Annotated in this window: 13 protein-coding genes; all 13 read left to right on the top strand. The window is 41.3% G+C overall.

What is annotated here, in order from left to right; translation table 11 throughout:
- The first annotated feature begins 29 nt into the window (after window positions 1–29).
- The 13 genes from L1611_RS02825 to L1611_RS02765 all read left to right on the top strand — a co-directional run bounded on the left by L1611_RS02825 (window position 30) and on the right by L1611_RS02765 (window position 12,663).
- Window positions 30–1,328 (top strand): bifunctional folylpolyglutamate synthase/dihydrofolate synthase, encoded by a 1,299-nt coding sequence (locus tag L1611_RS02825; RefSeq protein ID WP_236311553.1) that lies wholly within the window; start codon window positions 30–32, stop codon window positions 1,326–1,328.
- A 110-nt stretch (window positions 1,329–1,438) separates the two neighbouring features.
- Complete coding sequence (locus L1611_RS02820) at window positions 1,439–3,136, top strand: diguanylate cyclase (RefSeq protein WP_236311552.1); 1,698 nt, start codon at window positions 1,439–1,441, stop codon at window positions 3,134–3,136.
- A gap of 69 nt (window positions 3,137–3,205) precedes the next feature.
- Window positions 3,206–3,940 carry a prepilin peptidase gene (locus L1611_RS02815; protein WP_236311551.1) on the top strand — a complete coding sequence of 245 codons (735 nt, stop codon included), beginning with the start codon at window positions 3,206–3,208 and terminating at the stop codon, window positions 3,938–3,940.
- Window positions 3,941–4,139: 199 nt separating this feature from the next.
- Window positions 4,140–5,174, top strand: a complete 1,035-nt coding sequence (locus L1611_RS02810) for a hypothetical protein (RefSeq protein ID WP_236311550.1) — start codon at window positions 4,140–4,142, stop codon at window positions 5,172–5,174.
- A gap of 218 nt (window positions 5,175–5,392) precedes the next feature.
- On the top strand, window positions 5,393–5,986 hold the full coding sequence (locus L1611_RS02805; RefSeq protein WP_236311549.1) for a Maf family protein: 594 nt from the start codon (window positions 5,393–5,395) through the stop codon (window positions 5,984–5,986).
- Window positions 5,987–5,999: 13 nt separating this feature from the next.
- A complete protein-coding gene (gene radC / locus L1611_RS02800; RefSeq protein ID WP_265738332.1) occupies window positions 6,000–6,689 on the top strand; it encodes a RadC family protein in 690 nt (229 codons plus the stop codon).
- Window positions 6,690–6,763: 74 nt separating this feature from the next.
- A complete protein-coding gene (locus tag L1611_RS02795) occupies window positions 6,764–7,807 on the top strand; it encodes a rod shape-determining protein (RefSeq protein WP_236311547.1) in 1,044 nt (347 codons plus the stop codon).
- Between the two features lie 12 nt (window positions 7,808–7,819).
- The gene (gene mreC, locus L1611_RS02790; protein WP_236311546.1) at window positions 7,820–8,713 is read left to right on the top strand and encodes a rod shape-determining protein MreC; all 894 of its coding nucleotides are present in this window, start codon (window positions 7,820–7,822) and stop codon (window positions 8,711–8,713) included.
- Window positions 8,710–9,228, top strand: a complete 519-nt coding sequence (gene mreD / locus L1611_RS02785; RefSeq protein ID WP_236311545.1) for a rod shape-determining protein MreD — start codon at window positions 8,710–8,712, stop codon at window positions 9,226–9,228. Before mreC ends, mreD begins: the two co-directional genes overlap by 4 nt.
- 62 nt (window positions 9,229–9,290) lie before the next feature.
- Window positions 9,291–9,980 (top strand): septum site-determining protein MinC, encoded by a 690-nt coding sequence (gene minC, locus L1611_RS02780; RefSeq protein WP_236311544.1) that lies wholly within the window; start codon window positions 9,291–9,293, stop codon window positions 9,978–9,980.
- A 17-nt stretch (window positions 9,981–9,997) separates the two neighbouring features.
- Complete coding sequence (gene minD, locus L1611_RS02775; protein WP_236311543.1) at window positions 9,998–10,795, top strand: septum site-determining protein MinD; 798 nt, start codon at window positions 9,998–10,000, stop codon at window positions 10,793–10,795.
- A 291-nt stretch (window positions 10,796–11,086) separates the two neighbouring features.
- A complete protein-coding gene (locus tag L1611_RS02770) occupies window positions 11,087–11,821 on the top strand; it encodes a peptidoglycan DD-metalloendopeptidase family protein (protein ID WP_236311542.1) in 735 nt (244 codons plus the stop codon).
- Window positions 11,822–11,874: 53 nt separating this feature from the next.
- On the top strand, window positions 11,875–12,663 hold the full coding sequence (locus L1611_RS02765; protein WP_236311541.1) for a M50 family metallopeptidase: 789 nt from the start codon (window positions 11,875–11,877) through the stop codon (window positions 12,661–12,663).
- Window positions 12,664–12,670: the final 7 nt, after the last annotated feature.

Genomic DNA, 12,670 nt, shown 5'->3' with positions numbered 1-12,670 from the left:
TCTTCACAGTTGCAAGGAGAAACGGGAAAATGAAAACATATGAAGAGACATTGCATTGGATTCATGAACTCCTGGCATTCGGTATGAAACCAGGGCTGCTGAGAATGGAATGGATGCTGAAAGAACTTGGCCATCCTGAAAAAGAATTGACGTCCATACATCTCGCAGGCACCAATGGAAAAGGTTCTACATTGACCTACATGCGTTGTATTTTACAGGAGGCTGGATATACTGTCGGTACGTTCACCTCCCCTTATATAGAACGGTTTAATGAACGAATCTCCATAAACGGTGAACCGATTACAGATGAAGAGCTTGTTATGGTTGCAAACGATGTAAGACCGATAGCGGAAACGCTGGCTGCTACTGATTTGGGAACACCCACAGAATTCGAAGTGGTCACGATCCTCTCGATTGTTTATTTCGCAAGGTATCGGAAAGCGGACATTATCCTATTCGAAACAGGTCTCGGAGGCAGGCTCGACTCAACAAATGTAATCCATCCGATTCTAACTGGAATCACCAATGTAGGGTATGACCACACTGCGATTTTAGGAAATGCCTTACATGAAATAGCCTACGAGAAAAGCGGCATCATCAAAAAAGGGGCTCCATTAGTTACTGGGGTCGAACAGGAGGAAGCCATTCAAGTCGTTGAAGAAAAGGCGAAGGCGAAAAATGTTCCTGTCACCCGGCTCAATAAGGATTATTTCATAAAAGGACATGAGGTGTTACAAGACGGGGAATTGTTTACACTTTGGACCCAAAATCGGACCTATGAAAATCTGCACATCAAAATGAAGGGCTTTCATCAGGTTAAAAATGCGGCAATGGGAATCATCATGATTGAGGTGTTGAAGGAACATTCCGAGTTTGATATCCAACACAATCATATTCAGAACGGATTGCTTCAAGCCGAATGGCCAGGCCGGTTCGAAAAGATGAGTCAGGAACCCTTGATCATATTGGATGGCGCTCATAATAAAGAAGGGATTGCAAGTCTGAGGCAAACCTTGATCACCCATTATCCTGAGCGGCGTAAAAGAATGATCTTCAGTGCGTTATCAGACAAACCGGTTAATGAGATGCTTTCAGAACTTTATGATTGTATTGATCACATCATGTTCACCTCATTCAACTTTCCGCGCGCAAGTTCTGCATCATCTTTATATGATAGATGTATTTATGATTCAAAAGACCTAGAAGAAGATTTTGAAACTGCATTGAGGAAGGAATTGGACCGAATGGAGAGGGAGGATGTCCTGATCGTAACCGGTTCCCTGTATTTCATATCAATAGCAAGGGAAATTTTGAAAAATATGAAATAAATAGAATATTTTAATTACAATTCCAAAGAACATTTGATAAAATATGATTAAGGTTAACTAGGACGTTAGACTTAAGTGGATGTTAGGCATAAAGGCGAAGGGGGATGAACATGGCGAAAGGTGCAAAACAAATACTCATCATAGTCTGTACGTTAGCTTGGGTCATGGTCCTTTGGGCATTTTTTTCATCCTCGGTTCCTTCGCTGGAAGGTTATTGGTTGGATATTATCGGCATGTTAATCATGATGGTGGTCGTGGCTTTGTTTCCGATCCACGTGAAAGGGACAAACATATCGTTGATCCAAGGAATTTCCCTCGCCGTATTCCTGCATTTCGGGCTATTAGTTGAATTGGTCCTCGTACAGGTTACGATCGTGGCTTCGATGATCCGTCTAAAATACCCTTTATACCGGATTGGTTCAAGTTCTATCATGTTCATGATCGTCTCTGCTTCTGCTGCATTGGTTTATTACTTGCTTGGTGGTGAGGTCGGCGGATTGGCTATGAATGAGTACCCGAAAATTTTGCCGGTTATCGGGTACTCCCTTACTGCCATCCTTACGAATCATATCATTCTTTATTTACTACGAAGATACATATACCAAGAATCGAGTTCATTGTTTGATAAGGATTTCCTTTGGGAGATGTTCCTGGAATCTTTCATCCTTCCTGTGGGAATCACCTTCTATATTCTTTATTCCCAGCTTGGTACAACTGCAATTCTATTTGTCGGTATCCCGTTTGTGGTCATCTCATTATTCATGAATATGTATCATTCCAGCCAAAAAATCAATCACCTGCTGAAGTTTACTAGTAAAATCGGTCAAGAATTGACGGAAAGCTTAAAAGTGGATGAAATACTAGATATCTATTTGAACCGGATTACAAGAATGTTGAAGGTGGATCATGCTTACATTTTGGATATCAAGGATACAACACAGCTTAGGGTCATCCGTAAATATGAGTCAAAGAAAGCACAAAATGTAAATCTTCCTTACTTGTTCAAAGGTGAAGGAATCAGTGGAAAGGTATGGGAGAGCGGTCACAGTCTTCGTTTTACTGCCCGGCACCAATGGCGGAAATATTCAAAAGGCCATCTTCCTATGATATCGCAATCAGTACTGTCCGTACCTATGATCCGGAATCATGAAGTCGTAGGTGTCATCACATTTGCTTCGAATCAAAAGAAAGCTTATGACAAAGCTCATGTTATGATACTAGAAATATTATCAAATTATCTTGCTGTCGCGATCGACAAGGCAAAGAATTATGAGGCAACAAAAAATAAAAGTGAGCGGTGTCATCTGACAAACCTTTACAATTACCGGTATTTTGAAGATATGCTATCGGAGATGTATGTGAATTATGAAAAGTCACATGAACCTTTTTCACTCATCTTGCTTGATATTGATCATTTCAAACGAGTCAATGATACGTATGGCCACCAGTCAGGAAACATCGTGTTATGCCAGGTGGCGGACAGGCTCGTGGAAATCATAGGTAAATATGGAACTGTTGCCAGATATGGGGGTGAAGAATTTGTCATCGTCCTCCCGAATATGGATCATGAAGAGAGCCTGGACTTTGCAGAGGCCATCAGGGAAGACATTTCAATTACACCATTCACCATTAAAAATGACCTTGGAGACATGCGTATTAAACGGATCCGCCTAACAGTCAGCATTGGTGTCTCAACTGCACCGTTACAAGGTGAGGATCCATTGACATTGATCAGAAATGCTGACAGAGCGATGTATACAGGTGCAAAACAGCAAGGCCGCAATAAAGTTGCAAGCTATAGCGGCTAGAAAAAGTGTTGAATAATTAAAACATCCTTTCCAACGGAGAGGCTAATTGTTAACTATGGAGTAGATAGAATGTACATGTTGTTTTTTATTTTAGGATTGGTGATGGGATCGTTTTTTAACGTTGTTGGATTAAGAGTTCCGAAAAAGCAATCAGTTGTACATCCAGGATCACATTGTGCCTCCTGTAAGAGAACATTAGAACTGATCGACCTTATTCCAGTTTTATCTTATATCTTAACAAATGGAAGATGCCGTCATTGCCAGAACCGAATCTGTCGTATTTATCCTATAACTGAATTGTCGACTGGATTGCTATTTGCCTATAGTTACTACCAATTTGGATGGTCTTCGATGCTTTTCGGTAGTCTCATTTTAGTTTCTCTTTTAATGATTACCTTCGTTAGTGATCTTTCCTATATGTTGATTCCGGATAAAGTGCTACTATTTTTCGCGCCATTTATTATTTTCTACAGGTTATGGTTACCGACAGACCCTTGGGTGGATGCGTGGTTAGGAAGTATCTTAGGATTCCTCCTGTTATTTTTTATTGCAATAATTAGTAAAGGCGGAATGGGGGGCGGTGATATTAAATTATTTGCGCTTTTGGGCATGATGTTCGGTGTCAAAGGAATTTTGCTTGTTTTATTTTTAGCATCCCTGTCTGGATCCGTTATAGGAATCGCCCTTTTCATGATGAAAAAGGTCAAACGTAAACAACATGTCCCGTTTGGCCCCTTCATTGTACTTGCTTCAATCATAACTTTGTTTTGGGGTGATCCAATTTTACGATGGTACTTAAATTGAAAGGAAATTGACGATTAAACGTGCATTTCAATATGAGAGGCTGTCAAAAAAACTCGAACGCTTTTAAGGACAAGACGACAGAGGTCTTGTTCTTTTTTAATTCCGATATGTTATGCTCACCCTACTACTCTACCATCCGAGTTCTAACAGGGGACTCTTGTACATAGAATGACATTGAGCATAGAAGGAGTTGATAGGGATGCAGAATGATCCGAACAAAATATCGATCAAAGTGAACGGGAAGGACAGGCCTGTGACCGAGATAAAGCAAGAGCAGGAAATAGCAGCAGCAATTGATCGAGAATCCATTGATACTCCCTTTGAATGGGTTCTCCCAAAAGATATACAATCATCGAATGCCTATTTTTTTCATCAAAGCCGCAGTGAAAAGCAATTGGAAGATTACGAGCCGATATCTTATGACCGTAAACCAGGTCTGCCGATCCATAGAAAGAAACAGCACATGTCTTTCAAAGGACAGCTTCCGACTCCAAAAGTACCTTTCCAATTTCCGAGACGCATGCTATTCCCTATTGGAGGCGCGGTCATCATCGGATGTATGATCGGATTGATCGTTTTGATGATTTTCACGGGAGAAGAGTTCCAGTCACAATCCCAAACTCAACCAGCTATGGTAGAACAGGATGATTCTGGTATCGCTACAGGATCATCCGAGACTCCAGCCGGGACTGCTGCCATGGATGTCAATGTCTCTACTTATATAGTTCAAGGGGGGGTGTTTTCTACAAGTGAAAATGGTAAAGAGTTTGTTGAGAAAATAAAAGCAAGTGGCTTTGCAGCCGCTATGGACCCAGAAGATAACCGAGTCTTGATCGGAGTCGGTGGGTCAATGGATATTGTGAAAAGTCTTGCTTCTGATTATCAGGCAATCGTTGAAGATGCCTATGCAAAAGAATGGACCATTTCAAGGGACGTTATTTCAGTTACAGGTGAGAATAAACTTCAATGGCTCAAAGGGGGAAAAGAACTTTTTGAGAAACTATTGATTGCAGAGGCGTCTGAAATCAATAATTTGCAACCAGAATTATTGAAGTGGAAGGATGAATCGTTGGACTCGATCTCTGTCCTTTCAACTGGACAACAGCAAAAATCAGTGGCGTTTATCAATGCCCTGAACACAATATCCGAAAATACCAACAACAAATGGGACCTCCAGCAGGCAAAACTGGATGCAGTCATCCACTATAAGTCCTTGATTAAAAGCTTTGACTAATCTCCCACGACATTTACAGTCGATAACCTCCAAAATTCTTTTATGATTCGACAAAAATATAGTCATAAAGCGGCCCTCCTTTACGAATTATAAAAAAGGAGGGTAATGACTAATTTTGGTTGTCTAACTGGAAGAGATTTGATATTCTGTAAATAATCCCTTCAATAGTAGTGAAATGACAATCATAACCTCTACTCTAAGACGTAAAGGGTGATTGCATGAAAAGCCTCATTTTAGCCTCAGGCTCACCTCGACGTAAAGAATTACTCGAAATTGCCCACCTATCTTTTACTGTCCAAAAAAGTTCTGTATCCGAAAACATAACTGGTGACTTCACTCCGGCGCAATTTGTCGAACTATTGGCTCTACATAAAGCTCAAGACATCTACAGGAAGAACCCGTCTCATGTTGTATTAGGGGCGGATACTGTTGTTGTGTTCAATAATCAGATTCTAGGGAAGCCCGAAAACGACAAAGAAGCTTTCGACATGCTGGCGGAGTTATCGGGGCAAACCCATCATGTATTCACAGGAACTGCTATTATTTCTGAAGAAAAAGAGATAATTTTTCATGGAATAACTGAAGTGAAGTTTTGGAATCTTACTTCGGAGGAAATAGAAGAATACGTGAGTACTGGAGAAAGCTCGGATAAGGCAGGAGCATATGGGATTCAAGGCTATGGTTCAACCTTGGTGAAAGAAATCAAGGGGGATTTTTTTAATGTAGTCGGTTTGCCATTAGCACGGACAGTGCGTGAATTGAAAAAATTCGGAATAACCAATGATCTTAGTCAGTCACGGAATAAATCCTAAGGAGGATGTATATTTGGGAATCAAACCCCTTACAATCCGTGATTTTCCATTGAGCGAAAGGCCAAGAGAGCGTATGCTGAAAGAAGGTGCCAGCGTCCTCTCTAACCAAGAACTGCTTGCAATCATATTACGTTCAGGAACAAAAGAAGAATCTGTTCTTCAACTCTCACATAGATTGATCCAGCAGTTTGAAGGATTAAACCTTTTGAAGGACGCCACGATCGATGAACTTATTGCTGTCAGAGGCATAGGGAATGCAAAAGCAGTTGAAATTCTGGCGTCTCTTGAACTTGGAAAACGAGTAAACAGGCTTCAGATTGATGAGCGATATATCATTCGTTCACCTGATGATGGAGCCAAGTATGTAATGGATGAAATGCGTTTCTTGTCACAAGAGCATTTCGTATGTATCTATTTGAACACGAAAAATCAAGTGTTGCATAAACAGACGGTTTTTATCGGAAGTTTGAATGCATCGATCGTACACCCGAGAGAGGTATATAAAGAAGCGATGCGCCGTTCAGCGGCTTCAATCATCTGTTTCCATAATCATCCGAGTGGTGATCCGAATCCGAGTCGTGAAGATATTGAAGTGACTCAGCGATTGGCAGAGTGCGGAAAAATCATCGGAATCGATTTGTTGGACCATATAATCATCGGTGATCAAAAATTCGTAAGTCTTAAAGAAAAAGGCTACGTTTAGACTGTTCAAGCTTTACTGTTTGGAGTATAATCAAAGTTATGAGTTTTGCTAGTTATGAAGGGAGATTTACATAAATGTTTGGTGGATTTTCAAGAGATATGGGAATTGATTTAGGTACAGCAAATACACTTGTATATGTGAAAGGGAAGGGTGTAGTTGTACGTGAACCTTCCGTAGTCGCAATCAATACGAAAAGCGGGGATATTGAAGCCGTCGGTAATGCTGCAAAGAATATGATAGGACGTACACCTGGAAACATCGTTGCTCGACGTCCGATGAAAGACGGAGTCATTGCAGATTATGACACGACTGCCACGATGATGAAGTACTATATTCAACAGGCTCAGAAGAATCGTTCGGTCTTTTCGAGGAAGCCATTTGTCATGGTTTGTGTACCATCCGGAATCACACATGTGGAAGAGCGTGCAGTGAAAGAAGCGACAAAGCAAGCAGGAGCTCGCGAGGTCGAAACGATTGAAGAACCTCTTGCAGCTGCTATCGGTGCCGATCTGCCAGTTTGGGAGCCTACTGGAAGTATGGTGGTAGATATCGGTGGAGGAACAACAGAAGTCGCGATCATCTCCCTTGGCGGGATCGTTGAAAAGCAGTCGATTCGTGTTGCTGGTGACGAAATGGATGATGCCATCATCCAATACATCAAGAAGACATATAATGTCATCATCGGTGAACGTACAGCAGAAACCATCAAGCTCGACATCGGCTCTGCAGATGTATCAGACGGTGCAGAAGAAATGGACATCCGTGGGCGAGATCTCCTCACAGGATTACCGAAAACGATTACGATTTCTGGGGAAGAAATTGCTGGGGCGTTGAAGGATACAGTCGATACGATTATGGATGCAGTCAAACTCGCACTAGAAAAGACTCCACCTGAGCTTGCAGCTGATATCATGGATCGTGGTATTGTGTTGACTGGCGGTGGTGCGCTTCTTCGTAACCTTGACCGTGTCATCAGCGAAGAAACTAAAATGCCTGTCATCGTTGCTGAGAACGCATTGGACTGTGTTGCGATTGGCACTGGTCGTGCAATCGAAAACTATCAACAAATCAGCAGTAAACCAGGATTTGGCGGCGGCCGATCTAAATTAAAATCGTAAGAGGTGTAAGCCGTGCCGCAGTTTTTCTCTAATAAACGATTGATTATTTTACTTGTAAGTATGATTGTCCTGGTGGCTATGATCGGATTTTCAATGAAAGAAAGGGAAAACATTTCATGGCCCGAACAATTTTTGCATGATACCGTTGGATGGACTCAATCTGTCTTTTATAAACCCGCACACTTTGTAGCGGGTTTCTTTGGGAATGTAGTAGAGATGAAAGAAATCTATGAACAAAACAGAGTCCTGAAATTACAGTTGAATGAATATGATAAACTCGCAAGTCGTGTGAAAGATTTAAAAAAAGAAAATGAGACGTTAAGAGATACGCTAGAGAAAGAGGAAAGCCTGACAGATTATACAGTTTGGCAAGCAACCATCGTCGGAAGGTCCCCAGAGAGATGGTACCAATCCGTCAAAATCAATAAAGGGAAGCAGGCTGGAATTGAACCGAATATGCCTGTGATTTCCTCCAAAGGGTTGATTGGAAAGATCGATAAGGTATCAGCCTTCCATTCAAGTGTCGAGCTCGTTAGCAGTCATGACCCGAACAGCCGTATTTCAGCTGTGGTCAACACTGATAAAGGCCGAGTCCATGGCCTGATCCAAGGATTCGATGAGAAAAAGAAAGTATTGTTGATGAAAATGATTCCGATCGACAGGGAATTGAAGGAAGGCCAAACGGTCACGACATCCGGTATGGGCGGCATCTTTCCAAAAGGCTTGGAGATCGGTAAAATCGTCGAAATAATACCTGATAAGGTTGAACCTACGCAAACTGCTTACATAGAGCCTGCTGCAGATCTTTATGATATCGATCATGTGATGGTGGTCAAGCGGAAGATGGAAGAAGTGGATATCGAACTTGATGATTCCGATCAAATAGAGGAGGAAGAAATGCCATGATCCGATTTCTTCTTCCTTTTGTTACATACCTTGTTTTTATAAGTGAAAGTACGGTCATGCAAGTGTTCACCCCGCAACATATGGAAAATGAGACAATTCTAATACCTCGTTTCGTTGTGGTCATGGTTTGCTTTATCGCCATGTATATTTCACCGATCCGGGGTGTTGTTTACGGGATTGCTTTCGGATTGTTATACGATGTGATCTTCACTGATTTGATTGGCGTATACATGTTTTCCATGGGTTTGACAGCATATGTGACAGCTTTCATAGCCAGGTATTTTCATAGAAACATATTTGTGACATTGTTCATCATGCTTATAGGCCTTTCTGCGTTTGAATTCTTGGTTTATGGATTATATAGCTTAATTGGTGTATCGAAGGTTATGTTGGAAACCTTCATCTATCAGCGTTATCTTCCAACCTTGATTTTAAATGGCGTATTCGTCGTTTTGGTCTATTACCCACTCCGGAAATGGCTGCTCGATATAGCCATGGAACTTCAAGAAAAATAGAGTGGAAAAAAGGAATCCCATTTGACATTGTCGAATTTGTGTATGTTGAGGTGAACAGGGTAATGGCACAGAAACAAAGACAAAAAAAATCAAATACGCATTACGTAACCATAAAGGGGACGAAAGAAGGACTCATCCTTCATCTTGATGATACCTGCTCATTTGATCAGCTTCTTGAAGAGCTTGAAACGAAGCTGATCCATCCAGGGACCGAGGATTCTTCAGAGAGCCCGAAAATCACCGTAAAAGTGAAAGTGGGTAAGCGATATTTGAATAAACCTCAAGAAGAGATCTTGAGAAATATCATTTATCAGAAGAAGAATCTGATCGTCGATATGGTCGAATCAGATGTTATTACGCGTGAAGAAGCAGAGTTCATGAAAAAAGAGAATGAAATCACTTCTGTATGCCGGATGATACGGTCTGGTCAGATATTGAAGGTCCAGGGCGACTTACTATTGGTAGGCGACGTGAATCCTGGAGGGACCGTCGCAGCTACCGGAAATATATTTGTGATGGGAACTCTGAAAGGAAATGTACATGCTGGCTGTGAAGGACGTAAATCAGCCGTTATTACAGCTTCTGTATTGAATCCAACCTTAGTTCGTATAGCAGACCAATTTATAAATGAGGAAGAAAATGATCAAGCGTATTCTGGTGAGTGTGCCTATTTAGATGAAGAGGACAATACGATCAAATTCGATCGTTTGCACATCTTACACCAGATGAGACCGGGTTTAAACCGATTGTAGGGAAAGGGGAATGTTTTGTGGGTGAAGCTATCGTTATTACATCTGGAAAAGGCGGAGTTGGAAAAACCACAACCACAGCCAACATTGGGACATCACTTGCACTTCTTGGAAAGAAGGTTTGTTTGATCGATACTGACATCGGCCTTCGAAACCTGGATGTGATCATGGGGCTTGAAAACCGTATCATCTATGATTTGGTAGATGTTGCTCATAACCGTTGCAAGCTGCATCAAGCTTTGATAAAAGATAAGAGATTTGAGTGTCTATATCTGTTGCCGGCAGCTCAAACAAAGGATAAAAGTGCCGTTAAACCTGAGCAAATGAAGAAAATGGTCACAGAACTAAAACAGGATTATGATTACGTCATCATCGATTGCCCTGCAGGTATTGAACAAGGATTCAAGAATGCAATTGCAGGAGCCGATAAATCAATTGTCGTGACGAATCCTGAAACCTCTTCGGTCCGGGATGCCGATCGAATTATCGGTCTGTTGGAACAAGAGGATATCGAAGCTCCTAAGTTGATCATTAACCGATTGAAGGCACATATGATGGAAAATGGGGACTCCTTGGATGTCGAGGAAATCGTATCGATTTTAGCAGTGGAACTATTGGGAATCGTAACGGATGATGAACTTGTGATTCGTGCCTCAAACCGAGGAGAACCGATTGCACTAAATCCGGATACGAAAGCCTCACAGGCATACCGGAACATTGCGCGCAGGATTCTTGGTGAATCCGTTCCATTAATGTCTTTAGAGGAAGATAAAGGACTATTGAAAAAAGTGAAGCAATTCTTTGGAATGAGAACATAAACCTAAGCCGGATCCTGCAGGATATCCTGATGATCCGGCTTTTGTATTTGGGTCATGGAAGGTTGAAAGATAAACAGTTAAACATATTGATTCCGCAATCCTTGGCACTACCAGTAATTCACATACGGAATAATGATGATGAAAAATGAACTAACGTATCCCGGTTTATTCTGGCTTCATCGTTGAAGTGGCATTTTATCCGGTCCTGAACGATATCGTCTTCTTAACCTGTCATAAACACTCCGGACAAGTCATAAACATGTACAAACTTGATGTAGAGGATGGGTGTTTATGAAAAGCAGAGCAGATGAGATACGGAAAAAGTATCACAATCATATAAAAAGCCAAAAGCCTGGTACCAATCATTCCTACCCAAACTATGACAAAGGTCCAAATAATGGGGGACACCCTTTATTTTCATCTCAAGGGTTCCTTTTTCGAGTAATGGCAGCCGTTTGTTTATTTTTGATTGTAGGAATTGTATTTAGGAACCCATCCGAAAACCTTAATCCTGTGCGTACTTTTGTCCATAATTCATTTGAACAGGAATTTCAATTTGCCTCCATTGCAAGTTGGTACGAAGATCGGTTCGGTCAGCCGATCGCCTTGTTTCCCACTGAAAACAAAGATAAAAATGTTGCCGGCACGAGTAAGAAGATGCAAAGTTACGCATTACCTGCAAACACGAAAGTCCTTCAATCCTTTGAAGACAACGGACAAGGCATTTTGTTGGAGACAGGGAACCAAACCGATGTCTCGGCCATTAAAGAGGGCTTTGTCATTTTTGTAGGTGAAAAAGATGAATTAGGTAAAACTGTTGTTGTCCAACATTTTGACGGAAGTGAATCGTGGTATGGAAAGTTAGATAAAATTGCCGATAGCATCAAACTTTATAATTACATCGATTTGGGTACGAATATTGGTAAAGTGACAAGAGAAGAAGGTTCAGAAGCGGGGATGTTCTATTTTGCAATCAAAGATGACGGCGGGTTTGTAGATCCTTTGAAAGTACTGTCATCTGAGTAATGTTATCGGTACTCAAATTAATTCGAATAAACCCGCTTCTTTGGCTGATTGCTTTGATTGGCGTCATCACCGGTCATTTTCGTGAATTCCTTATCTTATTTCTCGTAATTCTTATTCACGAGCTCGGTCATGCTTTAGCTGCAAGCTTTTTTAAGTGGCGATTGGTTAAAGTCGAATTGCTCCCCTTTGGCGGAGTAGCAGAAATGGATGAATACGGAAATCGTCCTTATCATGAGGAGATCATTGTAACAGCAGCCGGACCTCTCCAGCATATATGGATGATTGCAGGTGGTATGACCTGTCTCTCTGCTGGCATTGGGGATCCTCAATTGCTTGAACTTCTCATAGAAATGAATTGGATGATATTTTTGTTCAACCTTCTTCCGATCTGGCCGCTGGACGGTGGGAAACTCCTGTTTCTATTGCTTACATTGTTTTTCCCTTATAAAAAAGCAAAGGAATCCATGTTGATGCTCTCTTTCGGATTTCTTCTTATTTTTGCAGTGGTGTCATTTATTTGGTTTACCGTCCACTTGAACTTGATCATCATTTTATCCTTCTTGCTTTATGCCCACTATTTTGAATGGAAACACCAGCCGTATGTATATATACGCTTTTTGCTTGAACGGATGACTGGAAAGGAAAAAACGATGCGATCCAAGATCCTTACTGTGCAGCCGACGACAACTGTAGAGAATGTGCTGTCAGGATTCTATAAAGGCTGCAGTCATGATATATTAATAAAATCTGCTTCTCCTTACATGTGCAAAGAAAAAGATATATTGACTGCTTATTTCAAGCAGAGTGCTGGCACATGTGCAATCGAAGATCTTTTTCGTTAAAATATAA

The sequence above is a fragment of the Pseudalkalibacillus salsuginis genome (assembly GCF_021646685.1).
Classification (GTDB): Bacteria; Bacillota; Bacilli; order Bacillales; family Fictibacillaceae; genus Pseudalkalibacillus; species Pseudalkalibacillus salsuginis.
Note: the sequence above shows the minus strand (reverse complement) of the source record. Positions and strands in the feature narration are given on the sequence as shown.